Source organism: Tannerella forsythia (assembly GCF_003860135.1).
Lineage (GTDB): Bacteria > Bacteroidota > Bacteroidia > Bacteroidales > Tannerellaceae > Tannerella > Tannerella forsythia_A.
Map to the genome: position 1 here is coordinate 35,270 of NZ_RQYN01000010.1, position 19,940 is coordinate 55,209.

Below are 19,940 nucleotides of genomic sequence, written 5' to 3' on the forward strand. Positions count from 1 at the left end.
TTTGACGGGTTATGCGAATAGAGCCATGACTTCGTCTTTCGATAGTTGGCGGTAAGTTGCCCGGCCGTTCCCTCCCGTTGCTTCGGGGAAGGTCACTTCAAAATACTCCTCGTCGTAGAACGAGAGCTTCGACTGCGTATCGGGGTTACATTCCAGATAACAGATGTCGTTTAAGTCGAGATTTTTGCGTTCGCATATCTGACGAGCTAAGGCATATCCCGCATACGTAACCGAAGTGCCGGGGTTGTCCTGATATAGCTCGGTGACGATGACCGTCTTTTTCCCTCCCTTATCGAGAATTTTGAGACCACATTTCGACAACATATCCCACTGCCCGTTAAATTCGAATATTTCGTCGTAATATTTTTCGGGAACTTTCATGCCTTATCTTTTTCTTCTGAAGATTTTAAATACGTTACCATCGTTTCGATCTCCCGGTATTTCGGGGTATCGTCCGTAAATACGGGAAAGAACGAGCGGATTTCGTCGTAAACGGCGCGCGTTTTTTCCGCCATCCGCGGTTGCAGTTTCAGGTAGTCGATGGCTTGCACAAGCGCCATGAAATGGATTGCCATCACTTGATAACCGTTTTCAATAACCGTTTTTGCCATCAAGGCAGAATTGGTGCCCATGCTGACGATATCCTGATTATCGTTGTTGTTCGGGATGCTGTGTACATACATCGGATTAGAGAGCGTTTGGCATTCGGCCGTTGTCGACGTGGCCGTGAACTGCGCGGCTTGCAAACCGTAGTTCAGCCCCAGCACGCCGAGATTCACGAACGGTGGCAGAATGTCGTCGTTAATTCGATTATGAAACAGATAGTTGAGCTGTCGTTCCGCCAGCATCGTCATTTTGGTCACGGCAATCTTCAGCTTGTCCATTTCGAACGAAATATAATCGCCGTGGAAGTTGCCGCCGTGATAGACGTATTGTGTCTCCGGGTCTACGATCGGATTGTCACAAGCCGAGTTCAGCTCGTCAACGAGCACCTTTTCTGTGTGTACGATCGTATCCCATACCGGACCTAATATTTGTGGTACACAACGCAGCGAATAGTAGGCCTGTACCTTGTGTCTGAATACTTTTTCGGTATGTCGTTGAAACATTTCAATCTCACGTTTACGCATCGCTTGGCTTCCCGCCGCCCACCGGCACATCGCGCGGGCGATTTCCTGCTGTCCTTCGTGTCGTTTAGTCGCATTCAGCGCGGGCGACATCAGGTCATCGTATGATGATGCAATCTCGTTCATCATCACCGAGGCGGCGATCGACCAGCTCAGTAGTCGCTTGGCATAAATCAGGTTCACCAGTCCGATGCCTGTCATGACCGAGGTGCCGTTCGTGGCCGACAACCCTTCCCGAATGTAGATATTGAGGGGAGCGAGTTTTTCTTTCTGCATCACTTCGGCCGTTGGCCGGTGCTTGCCTTCGTAGAAAACTTCACCTTCGCCGATCAGGGTCAGGGCAATATGTGCCAACTGTACGAGGTCGCCACTTGCTCCTACGCTCCCGTGTTCGGGAATGAACGGGCAGATGTCGCGGTTGATAAACTCGGTCAGCAGTCGGACGAGGTCGGTATGTACGCCGGAATGGCCTTGTAAAAAGGTCGATAACCTTGCGATCATGGCTGCTTTCACGTAGATCGGAGCCAATGGTTCGCCGGCTCCCGTCGAGTGACTGCGGATGATATTATATTGCAGTTGTTTCAGGAAATTATCGTCCACGCGATATTGCGCCATCGGACCGAAACCGGTATTGATGCCGTAAATCACTTTATCGGTCGAAAAATCACATAAAAAAGTAAAGCAACGTTCTACTTTCTGCAACGATTCTGCGGATAGTTTTAGATGGCTCTGCTCCAACAGCAGCCTCTCCACGTCGTGTATTGAAAAACCCTTCTCCGATTGATACGTAACGGTTTTTTCCATCTCCATACATTCTCTAAAAAAGCATTTTGCACAAATGCATCCAACGCGTGGTCCCACTTGGGCTTGAACCAAGGACTCCCTGATTATGAGTCAGGTGCTCTAACCAACTGAGCTATGGGACCGATTCTTGGAAACGATGTTCAAAAATCGCGAGCAAAGGTAAGCGTTTTAATCGAAATCCGCAAATCTGTTTTTAAAGACAGTGAAAAGTGAAAAACGTAGTCAAAAGTAGTCAAAGTAGTTAAAGCAGTAAAGAATAACCATTCACAATTAAATGAGGACTTTTCGTTTTTCATTCTTCGTTTTTCATTTTTCCATAACAATTAAATTACGGTGAAACCTGATCATTGACAGCTGTAAAAGCCCTGAAAGGGCGTGTTAATTCAGCCCAATGCGAAGCGTTGGGGGGGGAAGAATGTATTTCAATAAAGGGCTGTAAATCTGATATATATAATTTAATAGTCAATGGTTATGCATGGTACATCTCAAATCGTATATCGCCTAATTTGGGCTTCATATTTTCTGTAGAAAAACGAGTGTTGGATGGGTGCAAATTGATGCCGGCTACAAGACAATATGTGGCTGTTGCGTAGCCTCTCCAAATTGTCTGCTAAGACAATTTAAACTCTCTGCTAAGACCATTTAAATTCCCCTATAAGACAATTTAAATGGTCTTATAGGAGAATTTTGCCCTTTTAAATTCATTGTTTATAAACGGATTGTAATCCTCGTATTGAGAGAGTCAATCATCGGTTTTTTGGTGCGTAAAGATACGGTCGATTTGCGTCCGACGAGCGGATGGCTTTATTTGCGATTCCAACTTTTTCATGTACATTTGCAGGGCGTGAATGATAGAGGCTAAGCACATGGCAGAAGAGAATCAGACTGAACGAGAACGAGACGAAGAAATGCAGCCCGACGAAGAAGTCCGGGCAAATGAAAACGCATATTCTGACGATGAAATATCTAAAACATCGGAGTCGGATGAGATCGTAGAAGAAGGAGACGTATTGCCTTCACGCTCCGGCTACACTGTACAGGGAGGAGGCGACGCGGTCCATCATCTGCCGGGTATGTATCAGAGCTGGTTTCTCGATTATGCCTCGTATGTGATTCTTGAACGTGCCGTACCGCATATCAACGATGGATTGAAACCGGTTCAGCGGCGTATCCTGCATGCGATGAAGCGGATCGATGACGGCCGTTATAACAAAGTGGCCAACGTGGTAGGGCAAACGATGCAATTTCACCCGCACGGCGATGCGTCGATCGGCGATGCTTTGGTGCAGCTGGGACAAAAAGACCTGCTGATTGACTGCCAAGGAAACTGGGGGAATATCCTGACGGGCGACAGCGCCGCCGCACCGCGATACATCGAAGCGCGCCTCTCGAAATTCGCTCTCGAGACGGTGTTCAACCCTAAAACAACTCTTTGGAAACTCTCATACGACGGTCGTAATAAAGAGCCGGTTAGCTTACCGATCAAATTTCCGCTGTTGCTTGCTCAGGGAGCCGAAGGTATTGCCGTCGGACTGTCGTCTAAAATTCTACCGCATAACTTTAACGAGCTGATCGACGCTTCAATTGCACATCTGCGAGGTGAGGAGTTCAAATTGTATCCCGATTTTCAGACGGGTGGGTTGATCGATGTCTCGAAATATAACGACGGTGGTCGCGGAGGTATGGTCAAAGTGCGTGCGAAGATCGGCAAGCTCGACAATAAAACGCTCGTCATTACGGAAATCCCGTTCGGTCACACGACCGGGTCGCTGATCGACTCGATCATCAAGGCGAACGATAAAGGCAAAATTAAAATCCGCAAAGTGGATGACAATACCGCCAAAGATGTCGAGATTCTGATTCATTTGGCGCCGAGCGTATCATCCGATAAGACGATCGATGCGCTTTATGCCTTTACCGACTGCGAAAAAAGCATTTATCTGAACTGCTGTGTCGTCGAAGACAACAAGCCGCGCTTCATGTCGGTCAGCGATGTGTTGCGTCACTCGGCCGATCAGACACTGAGCTTGTTGCGCAGTGAACTGGAGATTCAGAAAAGTGAATTGCTCGAATCGCTCTTTTACGCTTCGCTGGAGCAGATTTTTATCGAAGAGCGCATCTATAAAGATACGGAGTTTGAGAACGCGAAGGATATGGATAAGGCCGTGGCGCATATCGACCGACGACTGGAGCCTTTCAAACCCGATCTGATCCGTGACATCACCCGCGACGATATCCTTCGACTGATGGAGATCAAAATGGGACGCATCTTGAAGTTTAACGCCGACAAAAACGAAAAACTGATCGCCCAGTTGAAGAAAGACATCGCGCAGGTTGAAAAACATCTGGCCAATATGGTCGGCTATACGGTGGCGTGGTTTTCGTTATTGAAAGAGAAATACGGTGCTGCTTATCCGCGACGTACGGAAATCCGCAGTTTCGACACCATCGAGGCCACGAAAGTGGTTGAAGCCAACGAGAAACTGTACATCGACCGTAACGAAGGATTTATCGGTACGAGCTTGAAAAAGGACGAGTTTGTCTGCAATTGTTCCGACATCGACGATATCATTCTGTTCTACCGCGATGGCACATATAAGGTTATACGCGTGAGCGATAAAATCTTTGTCGGCAAGGGCGTTATTTACGTCAATGTTTTCAAACGGAACGACAGTCGTACGATTTACAATGTCATCTACCGTGACGGAAAAATAGGGCGAAACTTTATCAAGCGATTTGCCGTTACGGGGGTTACGCGCGATAAAGAATATACCGTAACGAGAGGTGTCGAAGGCTCGCGTATCCTCTATTTCAGTGCTAATCCGAATGGAGAGGCCGAGACGGTAAAAGTGATTCTTAAACCCAAGTTGCGTCAGAAGACACTCGTTTTCGAGAAAGATTTCAGCGAGATTTTAATCAAAGGCCGTGCCTCGATGGGAAATCTTTTGACGAAAGCCGAGATACATAAAATTACGTTGAAGCAGAAAGGTAGTTCTACACTTGGCGGACGTCAGGTATGGTTCGATCGTGATGTGTTACGCCTCAACTACGATGGCCGTGGCGAAGAACTGGGAGAATTCCAGAGCGATGACCAGATTCTGGTCGTGCTCCGCAGTGGAGAATTTTATACCACCGACTTCGACCTGAGTAATCATTATGAAGAAAATATCCTCCTGATCGAACGGTATGACAGTCGTAAGATATGGACGGCCGTGCTCTACGATGCCGACCAAAAATACGTTTATCTCAAACGTTTCCAGCTCGATGCCGGTGGGAAGCGACAAAATCTGATGGGAGAGAACCCGGAGCACCGCCTCTTCCTGCTTACCGACGAGGCGTATCCTCGCATCGAAGTGCTGTTCGGGGGACACGATAGCTTCCGTGAGCCGCTGACAGTCGATGCCGAACAGTTTATCGGCGTCAAGAGTGTCAAAGCGAGAGGGAAACGTATCAGCACCTATCAGATAGAGACTGTTAATGAGCTGGAACCGGTGCGTTTTGCTCCTAAAGAAGAAGAGAACAGGCCGGCAACCATACACGATGAAGAACCGGAAGAACGTGAGGAACAGATGAACCTCTTTGATGTATAGAAGAATAGAAAGATAAATGTATGAGAAAAACCGTTTGTTTCCTTTTTTTTTCGGTATTCGTTCTTTCGTTGTGTGCACAAGCGGATGAGCCGCCCCGTTCTGTGAATGAGGCGACACTGATCGGTTGCGGACGATATAAGATCAAGAACACCTACCTCTCGGCCATTAAATACGATGGTTGGGGGATCAACGTGCTGAATGAACGGATGAAGCTGATACGTCCGCGTATCTCCCGGCAGCAGACGCTTCTCCTCGATTTGTCGACTGTGGGTCATCCTGCGGGAACCAGTCGCGCTTATGCGGGCTTCATCGATTATGCTTACGGCTTGCATTATCATTTCCGTCCCGCTCCGAGACTGAAAATTCTGGCGGGAGGCTCGGCCGGCGCTATGTTCGGTTTTGTCTATAACATGCAAAACGGCAACAACCTGGCAGCGTTACACGTGGATCTGGATATGAGTCTCTCGGCAGCAGCCATTTATACTTTTCGTCTGCGTCATTATCCGTTGACGGCACGTTACCAGACCGATATTCCGATAGCGGGAGCGCTTTTTTCGCCGCATTACGGACAGTCGTATTACGAAATATTCGGTGTCGGTAATTCGGACGGTGTTGTTCAATTCTTTTCTCTGCACAATAAGTGGGCTCTCCGTAACTATCTGACAGTCGATTTGCCTGTCGGCAATTGGACGGTTCGTTTGGGCTATCTGAATGATCTTTATCATACGAAAGTGAATGGCATTCACGCCAATTATGTGTCGCACAGTTTTATGGTCGGGATGGTGAAGGAACTGATCTCGCTGGGCGGTAAGCGTCTTCGAAAAACGCATTTGTATCAAAGTGCATATTATTGAGGGATGAAACATTATTTAAAAGGTCTGTTACTCTTTGTGGGGGTGTTGTTTTCATCGTGTGAGAAGGCGGATGATTATACGATGGATGCGCGTGCCAATTTCGAAGCGCTCTGGACCATCATGGATGAACATTACTGTTTCTTCGGATATAAAGATGTGAATTGGGATGAGGTCTATCAAAAGTATAGCCCTCAGGTAACGGATACGATGGATCGATACAAGCTGTTCGATTTGTTGGGAAATATGCTGGCCGAACTGAAGGACGGGCATACGAATCTCGTATCGCCGTTTAATGTTGCCCGTTACTGGTCGTGGTACGAAGATTATCCTTCCAACTTTAATCGGGAAATACAAAAGAACTACCTCGGAACCCGTTATTCGATTGCCGGGGGGATGAAGTACCTGCAATTACCGGAAACGAAAATCGGCTATATTTACTACGGAAGTTTCTCGAACAGTGTCGGGGAGAAAAATCTGGACGAAGTTCTTTTTGCTTTCCGGAAATGCCAAGGATTGATCATTGATGTGCGTGATAACGGTGGCGGCTCACTGACGAATTCAGACCGCATAGCCTCGCGCTTTCTGAAAAAGAAAATCGTTGCCGGATATATCCTCCATAAGACGGGACCTGCGCATGACGCTTTTTCCGAACCATACCCGATCGAGCTGGAGCCCTCGAACCGCCTTCGTTGGATGCGCCCGGTCGTGGTGCTGACCAACCGCCACAGTTACAGTGCGACGAACGACTTTGTGAATAAAATGCGGCTTCTTGATCAGGTGACTATTATGGGGGACCGGACAGGAGGAGGGAGCGGACTCCCCTTTAACTCTGAGCTTCCTAACGGATGGACGGTGCGCTTTTCAGCCTCTCCCATGCTCGATGCCGAGAAACAACATACCGAAAACGGTATCGACCCGGATATCAAAGTAGACATGAAGAGTGAAGACATGAAGAAAGGGAAAGACACCATCATCGAAGAAGCGATTCGCTACATTACTTCAAAGACGAAACAAAATTGAGTCATGTATAAATTTTCAGGCTGTTGTGTGGTTTCATGTCAGGATACTTTCTGAGAAAGCGTTCTATGTAGATCTGACCGAGAGGGGAATAGTGTGGTTTGTTGATTTTTACATATTATTTATAAGCGGTTTGAGAGGGCTTTGGCGGAGTTCTTTCGATAAGGCAGAGCAACGGCGAAGTGAAAATAAAAAAAAATCCATACCTTTGCAAGTTACAATAGCAGGGATAAAATACGGAAACAAATACGCGCGATTGTAATAAAAACAAAAGAACACTATGGGAAAAATTATCGCATTAGCAAATCAGAAAGGCGGTGTTGGGAAGACCACCACGACCATCAATTTGTCTGCATCGTTAGCGGCTTTAGAGAAAAAGGTGCTGGTAATCGATGCCGACCCGCAGGCTAACGCCTCCTCGGGATTAGGTATTGATATCAAAAATCTGGACTGTTCTCTTTACGAATGTCTTATCAATGGTGAGGAACCGCAGAAGGCAATCGTAAAGACCGAATTGGAAGGATTGGATGTGTTTCCGTCACATATCGATTTGGTAGGGGCAGAAATCGAAATGCTGAATATGGAGCAGCGAGAGCAAATTTTAAAGCGGATCATTCAGCCATTAAAAAATGCGTATGACTACATTTTGATCGACTGTTCTCCGTCGTTGGGACTGATTACGGTGAATGCGCTTACGGCTGCCGACTCGGTTATTATCCCTGTTCAGTGTGAATATTTTGCGCTGGAAGGAATCAGTAAATTGCTGAACACGATTAAGATTATCAAGTCGAAATTAAATCCGGCGTTGGAAATTGAAGGTTTTCTGATTACCATGTATGATTCGCGTCTGAGAGTGGCTAACCAGATTTATGAAGAGGTGAAACGCCCCTTTCAGGATTTGGTGTTCAAAACGGTTATTCAGCGAAATGTCAAATTAGTGGAAGCATCGAGTTTCGGAAGCCCCATTTTGCTTTATGATGCGGACTCGAAAGGGACTGCCAATCACATGCAACTGGCACAGGAAATCATTGAGAAAAATAAATAACAGATGGCAAAACCGAATAAAAACAGATTAGGACGCGGGTTAGAGGCGCTTCTTACGCCGCCCGACGAAGTGACGACAAGCGGCTCTTCCTCGATCAACGAGATCGAGCTGGCACAGATTGAACCCAATCCGGACCAGCCCCGTTCGATCTTCGAAGAAGATACGCTCAACGAGCTTGCTCAATCAATTCGCACTTACGGGGTTATTCAACCCATTATCCTGAAAGATACGGGCGCGGGCAAATACCTGATCATTGCCGGTGAACGTCGTTATCGCGCGGCTGTTAAAGCCGGACTCGAAAAAATACCGGCTTATATTAAAACATCTGCCGATGAAAACATCGCGGAGATAGCCCTGATCGAAAACATACAACGGGAAGACTTGAACGCGATCGAAACGGCTCTGGCTTATCAGAAGCTGATTGATTCGAATGGTTTCACACAAGCAGAGCTGAGCGAACGTGTCGGGAAAAAACGGACAACGATTGCCAACTATCTGCGTCTCTTGAAACTTCCGGCAGAGATACAAGTCGGGTTGAAAGATCGACGGATTGATATGGGGCACGCACGTGCCATGATTTCGATCGATGATCCCGAAGTCCAACTGGCCCTTTATGAGCAGATCATCACGCAAGGATTATCCGTCCGAAATGTAGAAGAGCTGGCGCGCAATGCTTTGGCCGGAGAAGAAGTGAAACCTCAGGAGGAGGCGCCCTCGCCACAACCTTCCCGCAAAATTCTGCCGGAAGAATTTAAAATTCTCAAGGAGCATCTGTCATCGTTCTTTCAAACGAAGGTAAAGCTGACATACAACGAAGAAAGCGGAAAAGGAAAGATCACGATACCGTTTCAGTCGGAAGGAGAATTGGAAAGTATCATGGGACTTTTAGACCGTATGAAAGAAGGATAAATCAAGAGAGAGGTATCTCATGAAGGATCGGTGTCGGAAAATAATCGGTGTTGGGTTGTGTGTCGTGGGCTGGATGGGCTTCTCTACGGAAGGAAAAGCGCAGGAAGTGATTACGGCGGCAGAAGATACGATCCGTATACCGGCCAATGTAGCTATGGAGCCATGGCAGGGGATAGACACCGTGCGCATGAGCCGTACGCCTGTTTCGTTCAAGCCCAATCCGAAAAAAGCGGTTGTTTATTCGGCCATTTTTCCCGGATTGGGGCAGATTTATAACCGGAAATATTGGAAATTACCTCTTGTGTACGGAGGATTCATGGGATTCGTTTATGCCGTGACGTGGAATAACAAAAACTATCGGGACTATTCGGAAGCTTATCTGCATATCGTCACGGATGACCCGGTGAAACCCGATACGTGGCATTCGAGTTGGAAGAATTTTGTGCCGGCAGGCCGGGACCCGAAAGATTATATCTCGAATGCGAACTTCAGAAGTAATCTGAAAAGCGGAAAAGACTATTACCGTCGTTATCGCGATCTGAGTATTATTCTCACCGTTGCGTGGTATTTTCTTTGTATTGCAGATTCTTACGTTGATGCACAGCTGTTCGACTTCGATATATCGAGCGATCTGTCTTTGCATCTCGAGCCTGTTGTGGTACCTCGCACAAGTTACAGTCCGCAACTATACGGACTCAATTGTAGTATAAAATTTTAATGATATGAAGAAGATTCTTTTTGCCCTATGGATATGCAGTCTGATGGTGTCGGCTGTTTCGGCCCAAGGCGATCGCAGCGGTTCCCGTCCGGACATGACAAGCTACTCCGTTTTGTCGGCCGACTCGGCCTATGAAGCGATCGGACTGATACCTGAAGTAATGGACGAAAATGTGAAAACCTTGCTTCAAGGCTGGCACGCCCAGTATTTCTCACAGACGGAGAAGCATTGTCTGGACGACCATGAAAACGTTTATTTTGCCGATGAAATTTACCGCGACCGGTTAGCCCGTATTCCCAGTATTATTCCGCTCGATTATAATCCGATCGTACGTAATTGTATCAGCCTGTATGCCGACCGTCGTCGCGACCTGGTACGGTACATGATGGGGATGGCGGATTTGTATTTCCCGATTTTCGAACAAATCTTAGATCAATATGATTTACCGCTCGAATTGAAATATCTGGCTGTTGTCGAGAGCGCACTCAATCCGCGGGCTTTGTCGAGGGTCGGAGCTGCCGGCCTCTGGCAGTTTATGCTTCCTACCGGAAAACTCTACGGATTGGAGATCAATAGTCTGATTGACGAACGATTAGACCCGTATGCATCCACTCATGCGGCTTGTCGTTACTTTAAAGATATGTATGCGACCTTCGGCGACTGGCATTTGGTGCTGGCCTCGTACAATTGCGGCCCCGGTAATGTAAACAAAGCGATCCGGCGCGCCGGGGGACGAACGAATTTTTGGGATATTTTTCCCTATTTACCGAAGGAAACACGCTCATACGTGCCTCTTTTTATTGCCGCAACGTATATTATGACGTATCATTGCGAGCATAATCTCTGTCCGATGCAGACGAGCCTGTCGGTTGCTTCGGACACGGTCATGGTCCGAAAAATGCTACATCTGCAACAGGTCTCCGATCTTCTGAAAGTAGACATGGAACTTCTGAGGACTTTTAACCCGCAGTATAAACGCGAGATTATTCCGGGCAACATCAGGCCTTCCGTACTTAAACTGCCCGTGCAGGCCACGTATGCTTATATTGATCATCAGGATACGATCAATCTTCATCGGGCGGAAGAGCTTTTGGGAAACAGCATGCCCGAAGGTGAACTGTCTGCCGCGGCAAAGGGCGTTACGAACTCAACGAAGGAGACGATCAAGCACACCGTGGCATCCGGTGAGAATCTTTATATCATTGCGAATCGATACGGGGTTACGGCCCAAAATATTCGCAAATGGAACCGGTTGAAGTCAAACCGGGTGCCGCGTGGAAAGCGGCTGGTGATTCACGTCGATAACGGAGGTATCAGTTATGGAGCGAGCACACAGCAAGAAAGCGGTAGTTTGGCGGCAATCGCGGCGACGGTTTCTCAGACGACCCCATCGTCCTCATCAACCGTCAAATCTCAAAGTCAGAAAAAGTCAACGAATAGTCGGAAAGGATATGTGTCGTATAAGGTAAGATCGGGAGATTCCCTGATGAAGATTGCCCGGAAATATCCGGGAGTTACGGTTGCGAAAATCCAGTCGGCTAACCGGTTGAAGAGTTCAACCATTCATGCCGGTCAGATATTGAAGATACCGGTAGGGTGATAGAGGAAAAAAACATGAATACACAAGAAGAGCTGCTCGCTACGGAAGAGCAAATGGTGCAGGAGGAATTCAACCGTTTGCTGGATGATTATTTTCATACGAATCACCGACGGAAGATTGAACGTATCACCAAAGCGTTTCATTTTGCCCGTCAGGCGCATAAAGGAGTAAGGCGTCGTTCGGGAGAGCCTTATATCATGCATCCTTTGGCAGTGGCCCGTATCGTATGTAATGAGATGGGGCTCGGCTCTACTTCCATCTGTTGCGCTTTGTTGCACGATGTAGTGGAAGACACGGAATATACGGTCGAGGATATTCGTGACATGTTCGATGATAAGATTGCTCAGATCGTAGACGGACTGACGAAGATCAGTGGAGTTATTTTTGATGAGCAGGCATCGGCGCAAGCCGAAAACTTCCGCAAGTTGTTGCTGACCATGAGCAGTGATATTCGCGTGATCCTCATTAAGATGGCAGACCGTCTGCACAATATGCGTACGCTTACTTCCATGTTGCCGGCCAAGCAGTATAAGATTGCGGGCGAAACGTTGTATTTGTATGCTCCGTTGGCACACAGGCTCGGATTATTTGCCATCAAAACGGAGTTTGAAGACCTTAGTTTCAAGTATGAACATCCGCAGGAATACGAGAACATCAATCAGAAGTTGAAAGCTACCGAGGCTGCCCGTCAGCGGCTGTTCGAAAAGTTTGCCAAGCCCGTAGACCAGAAGCTACAGAATATGGGTTTGACGTATGAGATGCGTGCTCGTGTCAAATCGGCGTATTCGATTTGGAATAAGATGACGGCCAAGAATATTCCGTTTGAAGATGTGTACGATCTTTTTGCCGTTCGCATCATCTTCGAGCCGAAAGAAGGCGTGGATGAAAAGAATCTTTGTTGGGATATTTACTCGGCCATTACCGATATTTATCGCATCCGTCCCGATCGTCTTCGAGACTGGGTGAGTCGTCCGAAATCGAACGGTTATCAGGCGCTTCATCTCACGGTGATGGGGCCTGACGGGCAATGGATCGAAATACAGATTCGCAGTCGGCGGATGGATGACATTGCCGAGAAAGGTTTTGCGGCTCACTGGAAATATAAAGAGAAAAACATCGAAGAAGATACGGAGCTGGATAAATGGCTGGCTACGATTACCGAAATATTGGAAAGCCCGAATCCGAATTCGCTCGATTTTCTGGATACGGTCAAGATGAATCTTTTCTCGTCCGAGATTTTTGTTTTTACGCCCAAAGGCGACATCAAGACCCTTCCTCAGGGAGCCACGGCGCTTGATTTTGCATATACCCTGCATACGAATATCGGGAATAACTGCATCGGTGCCAAAGTGAATCACCGGCTTGTTCCGTTGAGCCATCCGTTATCGAATGGAGATCAGGTTGAAATTCTGACTTCCCGATCGCAACGACCGCTTCCGGAATGGTTGAATTATGTCGTTACGGCCAAGGCGCGGACCAAAATCGAGGCTTATCTCAAGCGCGTACGCAGAGAGACGGTGAAGGAAGGAGAACAGAAGTTGTTGGAGGCTTTCAAGAAAGCCGGTATGGAACCCACCACTTCACGGATGGATAAGATGGCGATTTATTACGGATTTTCGTCGCGTGAGGATTTCTGTTATGCGATTGAAAAAGGCGATGTGCTTCTCTCGGATAATCTGAAAAAAGTGATTCAGGAGAAGACGGACAATGTGCTTTTTAAATATCTCAAACAGGCGCTTCGGGTAGGGAAGAAGAAAGAAATACAGATAACCGTTTTACCGGAGAATCATAAAAAGAAACTTTCGCAGTACGACCGGAAAAAACCTTATGTGCTCAGCGAAAATAAATTCGATCGAAATTATGTCGTTGCCAGTTGCTGTAAACCCATTCCGGGCGATGAAGCATTGGGTTTTATCAATGACGACGGCAATGTGGTCGTGCATAAAATATCCTGTCCCATCGCCACACGCCTGAAAAGCAGTTTCGGCGAACGGATTCTTTCCATCGTATGGAGCAATCATATCAATACTTCGTTCGAAGCCACCCTCGAAATCAAAGGAATCGATTCTCTGGGCGTTTTAAACACGATTACGAAAACGATTTCGGAAGATTTCAACGTCTATATTCAGAAACTATCTATCGAAGCCAAAGACGGAGTATTTGAAGGAAAAATTAAAATGATGGTACACAATGTAGAAGATATTCAGAAAATGTGTGTCATCCTTTCCAAAATTAAAAACGTGAAATCAATCGCCCGAATTGCGGATTAAACCCGGATTCCGCGATAGAACAAATAAGCATGAATTTAATTCAGGCCTTCAGCCCTCCGAACAAGGTCCGGATGTTGATACCCCACCCTTACGGGATGGGGCTGAAATAATTCGGGCTTTCAGCCCTTAGTTAAATAATTGTCAATGGTTAATTGTCAATGGTTATGCATGGTACACGCCGAACCATGTACCCGGTATAACAATTAACCATTGACAATTAACAATTAAACAAAAGCCCTGAAAGGGCGCCTTAATTCAGCCCAATGCAAAGCGTTGGGGAAAAAGACATCGCATCCCGGCAGAGGGCTGTAAGCCTGATATAATAGTTATTAATGGTAAACGCCGAACAGTGTATCGCGTAATTTGGATTAAAAACGGGGATAAAAAAGAAATGAAATCGAAAAGCTTTTAAGAAATCGGGCTAAACCATTGGCTTTTTATGCCAAACGTTTGACCGTATCGACGATATGTTTAACCTTGGAGGCTTTTCATTTCACCTCAAAGCTCTTCCGTTATACCTTTTTGACCTTCCGTTATACCTGATTGACGTTCCGTTTCACCTTTTTAAGGTTCCGTTTCACTTCCGGAGGTGTTCCGTTTCGTCTCCGAGGTGATCTGTTTCTCCAAATTCGTCTTCCGTTTCACCTTTTTGATGTTCCGTTTCACCTCCCGAGGTCTTCCATATCCTTTCCGGGGTGTTCCGTATCGTCATTTGGGTGTTCCGTATCGTCATTTTGGTATTCCGTATCGTCATTTTAGTGTTCCGTTTCATCTCCGAGGTGATCTGTTTCACCTTTTTGGTCTTCCGTTTCACCTCAGAGAGAGATTGGCCGGATTGGGAAAAGCCTTCCGACGTTTGACGCGATCGGGTTTGCGTACCGAAAACAGCGCCTTACACCGGGCTTGTCGTTGCCTGAGCATTCAGCACCAAATACGTCATATAGGCCAGAAAGCAGAGTACCATGACGATGCCTTCCCAACGCGTGATGATCTGCTTCTTGAAGAACCTTCCGAAGATGAACAGCAGCACGCAGGAGCCGAGCATAACGGCATAGTCGAGAAGCGTAATGCCTTGTACACGCAATGGGTAAATGGAGGAGCTGACGCCCAGTACCAGAAAGATATTGAACAGGTTCGAACCGACTACGTTCCCGATCGCCATCTGCGGGTTCTTCTTCCATGCCGCCACGACCGAGGTGGCTAATTCCGGCAACGACGTGCCTCCGGCCACCAGCGTCAGTCCGATGACCGACTCACTTACGCCGAGGCTTCGGGCAATCTGCGAAGAACCGTCGACAAAGAACTGTCCGCCGTAAATCAACCCGGCCAATCCGGCTACGATAAACAGGGCGGATTTCCAGATCGGCATATCTTTTACCGTTTCCGTCTCGTCTCCTTCCGTGTGATTACGGGCAATCGCAAACGTATAGCCGAAAAATATCAGAAAGAAACCGATCAGAATCACGCCGTCGGAACGGGTGAGGATATTTTCGGTCGCACCATCGATTAAGATGTCGTTGGCCGATACCAGCAGCACGACCGATGCTAAAATACATAAGGGAACTTCTTTCGTAATCGTGCTTTTAAGCACTCCCAACGGAACGATCGCTGCCGTACATCCTACAATCAGGAGCGTGTTGAAAATATTACTGCCCACCACATTGCCCATGGCCAGATCGGGGCTTCCTTTCAAGGCGGAGACGACGCTTACCGCCAATTCCGGGGCCGAAGTACCGAAGGCCACAATCGTGAGACCGATCACTAAGTTCGAGATGCGGAATCGTTTGGCTACGGCGGCCGCTCCATCGGTCAAAGCATTGGCGCCGACTAAAATTAAAACCAAACCGGCAATAACCATTCCTACTGCCAAAATGTCATTGTTTATCATTTGTTCTTTGTTTATGGTTCGTAATTGTTCTTCTTGTTTTCTTGTTCTTTTTCTGCTTCGTTCAGCGCCTCGATCATGGAAACCAAAGCGGCGCGCACTCCTTTGAGTCTGTCCGATATTTCGAGCAGACGAACCGTCGCTTCTTTATTGTCTTTCAGCCTGCGACGCGCGCCGGATAAGGTCATGCCGCGTTCTTTCACCAGATGATAAATCAACCGGATTTGTTCGATGTCTTCCTGACGATAGTAGCGAGTTCCTTTTTTCGTTTTTCGGGGCGAGATTTCGTCGAATTCTTTTTCCCAGAATCGCAGGGTGGATTCATTCAAACCAAACAAGTGTGCTACTTCTCCGATCGAGAAATATAACTTTTCGACTTTCTCTTGTTTCAGAGCCATGAAAGAGCTTTAATCCATTACCTGACCGTGATTCTCCGATATCTGGAGCATTTGGTCATATTCTTCGGGGGTCAGATCCTGGAAATAATATTTGGCAGGATTATCGGGCTTGTTATTGACCAACACTTCGTAATGCAGGTGAGGCCCGGTCGATTTGCCCGTACTTCCGACCGTGCCGATCGTCTCGCCGCGAGTCACTTTCTGCCCTACGCGCACGAAGTACTTCTCCATGTGACCATACAACGTCTTGTAACCGTAACCGTGATCGATGATTACACAATTGCCGTACCCTTGTCGCCAGCCCACGAAAGAGACCTGACCGTTTCCGGTGGCATAAATATCGGTGCCGGTAGGGGCGGAAAAGTCCATGCCCGAATGAAAACGGAGCGTACGGTAAATCGGATCGATGCGCATCCCGTATCCCGAAGCCGTTCTTTTGAGGTCTTTATTCGATACCGGTTGAATCGCCGGAACGCAACGACTGCGTTCTTCCAGATTTTTACCCATGGCAATCAATTCTTCCAACGAATTGGATTCGATATAAAGCTGCTTCTTCAGCATATCCAGCTTCTTCGTCGTTTCAATCACCAGTTCGGAGTTCGAAAGACTCGTCAGATACTCGTACCGGTTCGTACCGCCGAATCCTGATTTACGAACCGATTCGGGAATCGAGTGGGCCTGAAAAATCGCGCGGTACAAGTTCTCGTCTCGCTGCTGAATGTCATCCAACACTTTCAAGGCCTCGCTGAGTTGCAAATCGAGTACCTCATACTGTGTTTGCAGTAGTTTGTTCTCTTTCTGCAACAAAGATTCCATGGGGGATGAGAACGTATTGATGAAAATAAAAAAGACCACGGCGCCGAAAAAAAGCCCGACACTCAGATGCCTGATTACGGCAAACAGACGTTGCTTGGCGGTTGGATATACGCGCTCATAATTCAACGTGTCCGGATTATATAAATAGTATATTTTCTTCGACTTAAACAGTCCCATTCGTAAAGTCTTTCTTTAAATCAGGTTGCAAATATAAGATTTTACTCTAATTTTGCAAAATATTTGAAAGGTTTTAACAAGCATTCCTCTTTTATTAATATGCTAACAGCAAAGGAAATTCGTGAATCGTTTCTGTCTTTTTTTGCGTCAAAAGGACACCATATCGTACCCTCGGCTCCCATGGTTATCAAAGGTGACCCGACCCTGATGTTTACCAATGCCGGGATGAATCAATTCAAAGACATTATCCTCGGCAATGTGCCGATTAAATATCCGCGTGTGGCGGATTCGCAAAAATGTTTGCGCGTCAGCGGGAAACATAATGACTTGGAAGAAGTGGGACACGATACGTACCACCATACCATGTTCGAGATGCTCGGCAACTGGTCGTTCGGCGACTATTTCAAAAAAGAAATCATCGGTTGGGCATGGGAATATCTCGTCGATTGTCTGCATCTCAATCCGGAACAACTCTACGTGACGATTTTCGAGGGCAGTCCGTCCGAAAATATCGATCGTGACAATGAAGCGGCACAATACTGGGAACAGTTTTTGCCTCACGATCATATCTTGGAAGGCAACAAACACGATAACTTCTGGGAAATGGGCGATACCGGTCCGTGTGGCCCCTGCTCCGAAATCCATGTCGATCTGCGTCCCGAGAGCGAACGCCGGACGGTGCCCGGGGCCACGCTCGTCAACCAAGACCATCCGCTCGTCATCGAGATATGGAACCTCGTGTTCATGCAATATAACCGCAAAGCCGACGGCACACTCGAATCGCTTCCGAACCATGTGATCGACACGGGGATGGGCTTTGAGCGGCTTTGCATGGCCTTGCAGGGAAAGACCTCGAACTACGATACCGACGTCTTCCAGCCCATCATCCGTGCCATTGCCGATATGACGTCGACACCTTATGGTACCGATAAGCAAAAAGACGTTGCGATGCGCGTCATCGCCGACCATATCCGTACCATCGCCTTCTCGATTACCGACGGACAGTTGCCTTCGAACGCCAAGGCCGGCTATGTCATCCGTCGCATCCTGCGTCGCGCGGTGCGTTACGGATATACGTTCCTCGACCGACGCGAAGCATTCATGTATAAGCTCCTTCCGGCTCTGATCGACACCATGGGGACGGCATACCCCGAGCTGGTTGCTCAGCAGGAACTGATCGGCAAAGTGATGCGCGAAGAAGAAAATGCGTTCTTGCGTACCCTTGAGACCGGTATCAGGATGCTGGATAAAAAAATAGAAGAAGCAAAAGCTGCCGGACAGAGCATGCTGGACGGCGTGAATGCGTTTGTGCTTTACGATACGTACGGCTTCCCGCTCGACCTCACGGAGCTGATCTTGCGCGAACATCAGATGACCGTCGATATCGAGGCTTTTGATGCGGAGATGCAGAAGCAAAAAGAGCGGGCACGCAATGCCGCGACGATCGAAACCGGCGACTGGGTCGTGCTTCGCGATGGTGAAACCGATTTTGTCGGTTATGATCATTTCGAGTGCGATGCGGAGATTCTGCGTTACCGGAAAGTCAAGCAAAAAAATAAAGAACTGTATCAGATCGTACTCGATAAGACCCCTTTCTATGCCGAGATGGGTGGACAGGTAGGCGACTGCGGTTGGCTGATCGCTCCGGACGGCGAGAAGACGGAGATCATCGACACCAAGCGTGAAAATAACTTACCCGTTCATCTGACCCGAAAGTTGCCGAACGAAGTGTCCGGTACGTTCACCGCTCAAATCAACAAGGAGATGCGTATCCGTTGCGAATGTAATCACTCGGCTACGCACTTACTGCACGAAGCGTTGCGTGAAGTGCTGGGTACGCATGTCGAACAGAAAGGTTCGTACGTGTCGCCCGAATCGTTGCGTTTCGACTTCTCCCACTTTCAGAAGCTGACAGATGAAGAAATCCGCAAGGTCGAGATGGCGGTCAACCGCAAGATACGTGAAGATTTTCCGCTGCAAGAATATCGTGATATCCCGATCGCGGAGGCTAAAGCGATGGGCGCGATGGCGCTCTTCGGCGAGAAATATGGCGACGAAGTGCGTGTAGTCCGCTATGGATCGTCTGTCGAGCTGTGTGGCGGTACGCATATCCCGAAGACCGGGATGATCGGTTCGATGTATATCGTGAACGAGAGTTCGATCGCGGCCGGAGTGCGTCGTATCGAAGCGGTAACGGCCGAGAGCGCCGAGAAACAGTTCTACCTTGCGCAGGATGCCATCCGCGAGTTGCGTGCCATGTTCAATAATGTGCCGAACCTTGCCATGACGATCCGCAAATCGATCGAGGAGAACAGCGAACTGAAGAAGCAGTTGGGCGAATATATCAAAGAAAAAGCGGTGCTGATCAAACAACGAATCTTGTCTCGTGCCATCGAAAGGAATGGGGTCAAGCTGTTTGTCTTCAACGGCGAAGGGAACCTCGATATCTTCAAAGACATTGCTTTCCAGATCAAAGGAGAAAGCCGGAAGGACGAACGGGTCTGTTTCGTTGCGGGCATCGAGGATCACGATAAATGCGGACTGATTGTCGCACTCAGCGATGCGCTCGTGGCCGACGGATGGGATGCTTCACGACTCGTTAAAAGCGGCGCCAAGCACATTCAGGGCGGCGGCGGCGGACAGCCGCATTTCGCCACGGCCGGCGGCAAAAAGAAAGACGGTCTGAACGCCGCCATAGAAACCATCCTTGAAGAAGCCGGGTTGAAATAA

15 protein-coding genes and 1 tRNA gene are annotated in these 19,940 nt (G+C 47.9%); 9 read left to right on the top strand and 7 right to left on the bottom strand.

Features of this window, described 5'->3' with window-relative positions; all coding sequences use genetic code 11:
* Window positions 1-9: 9 nt before the first annotated feature.
* The 3 genes from EII41_RS04315 to EII41_RS04325 form a co-directional block, all read right to left on the bottom strand.
* Entirely contained in the window at window positions 10-381 is a 372-nt protein-coding gene (locus EII41_RS04315; RefSeq protein ID WP_124789566.1) for a hypothetical protein, read from the bottom strand.
* Window positions 378-1,931: a histidine ammonia-lyase gene (gene hutH / locus EII41_RS04320; RefSeq protein ID WP_124789588.1), complete on the bottom strand. Its 1,554-nt coding sequence runs from the start codon at window positions 1,929-1,931 to the stop codon at window positions 378-380. Before hutH ends, EII41_RS04315 begins: the two co-directional genes overlap by 4 nt.
* Window positions 1,932-1,979: 48 nt before the next feature.
* Window positions 1,980-2,053: transfer RNA gene (locus tag EII41_RS04325), tRNA-Ile, on the bottom strand.
* Window positions 2,054-2,839: 786 nt separating this feature from the next.
* Here EII41_RS04325 and EII41_RS04335 point away from each other — a divergent pair.
* The 8 genes from EII41_RS04335 (at window position 2,840) to EII41_RS04370 (ending at window position 13,934) form a co-directional block, all read left to right on the top strand.
* The gene (locus tag EII41_RS04335) at window positions 2,840-5,521 is read left to right on the top strand and encodes a DNA gyrase/topoisomerase IV subunit A (protein ID WP_124789589.1); all 2,682 of its coding nucleotides are present in this window, start codon (window positions 2,840-2,842) and stop codon (window positions 5,519-5,521) included.
* A 20-nt stretch (window positions 5,522-5,541) separates the two neighbouring features.
* Complete coding sequence (locus EII41_RS04340; protein ID WP_124789568.1) at window positions 5,542-6,375, top strand: DUF3316 domain-containing protein; 834 nt, start codon at window positions 5,542-5,544, stop codon at window positions 6,373-6,375.
* A 3-nt stretch (window positions 6,376-6,378) separates the two neighbouring features.
* Window positions 6,379-7,395, top strand: coding sequence for a S41 family peptidase (locus EII41_RS04345; RefSeq protein ID WP_124789569.1), 1,017 nt, complete (start codon window positions 6,379-6,381; stop codon window positions 7,393-7,395).
* Between the two features lie 277 nt (window positions 7,396-7,672).
* Window positions 7,673-8,437, top strand: a complete 765-nt coding sequence (locus tag EII41_RS04350) for a ParA family protein (RefSeq protein ID WP_124751774.1) — start codon at window positions 7,673-7,675, stop codon at window positions 8,435-8,437.
* 3 nt (window positions 8,438-8,440) lie between these two features.
* Window positions 8,441-9,346: a ParB/RepB/Spo0J family partition protein gene (locus tag EII41_RS04355; protein ID WP_124751773.1), complete on the top strand. Its 906-nt coding sequence runs from the start codon at window positions 8,441-8,443 to the stop codon at window positions 9,344-9,346.
* Between the two features lie 19 nt (window positions 9,347-9,365).
* Window positions 9,366-10,064 (top strand): DUF5683 domain-containing protein, encoded by a 699-nt coding sequence (locus EII41_RS04360; RefSeq protein WP_124789570.1) that lies wholly within the window; start codon window positions 9,366-9,368, stop codon window positions 10,062-10,064.
* A 4-nt stretch (window positions 10,065-10,068) separates the two neighbouring features.
* Window positions 10,069-11,664, top strand: a complete 1,596-nt coding sequence (locus EII41_RS04365) for a lytic transglycosylase domain-containing protein (RefSeq protein ID WP_124789571.1) — start codon at window positions 10,069-10,071, stop codon at window positions 11,662-11,664.
* Window positions 11,665-11,678: 14 nt separating this feature from the next.
* The gene (locus tag EII41_RS04370) at window positions 11,679-13,934 is read left to right on the top strand and encodes a RelA/SpoT family protein (RefSeq protein WP_124751770.1); all 2,256 of its coding nucleotides are present in this window, start codon (window positions 11,679-11,681) and stop codon (window positions 13,932-13,934) included.
* 577 nt (window positions 13,935-14,511) lie between these two features.
* Here EII41_RS04370 and EII41_RS04375 read toward each other — a convergent pair.
* From EII41_RS04375 to EII41_RS04390, 4 genes are all read right to left on the bottom strand, one after another.
* Window positions 14,512-14,727, bottom strand: coding sequence for a hypothetical protein (locus tag EII41_RS04375; RefSeq protein WP_124789572.1), 216 nt, complete (start codon window positions 14,725-14,727; stop codon window positions 14,512-14,514).
* 99 nt (window positions 14,728-14,826) lie between these two features.
* Window positions 14,827-15,822: a calcium/sodium antiporter gene (locus EII41_RS04380; protein ID WP_124789573.1), complete on the bottom strand. Its 996-nt coding sequence runs from the start codon at window positions 15,820-15,822 to the stop codon at window positions 14,827-14,829.
* Between the two features lie 11 nt (window positions 15,823-15,833).
* On the bottom strand, window positions 15,834-16,217 hold the full coding sequence (locus EII41_RS04385; RefSeq protein ID WP_124789574.1) for a MerR family transcriptional regulator: 384 nt from the start codon (window positions 16,215-16,217) through the stop codon (window positions 15,834-15,836).
* Window positions 16,218-16,226: 9 nt separating this feature from the next.
* Window positions 16,227-17,210, bottom strand: a complete 984-nt coding sequence (locus EII41_RS04390; protein ID WP_124789575.1) for a M23 family metallopeptidase — start codon at window positions 17,208-17,210, stop codon at window positions 16,227-16,229.
* Between the two features lie 99 nt (window positions 17,211-17,309).
* Here EII41_RS04390 and alaS point away from each other — a divergent pair, with 99 nt between their 5' ends.
* Entirely contained in the window at window positions 17,310-19,940 is a 2,631-nt protein-coding gene (gene alaS / locus EII41_RS04395) for an alanine--tRNA ligase (protein WP_124789576.1), read from the top strand.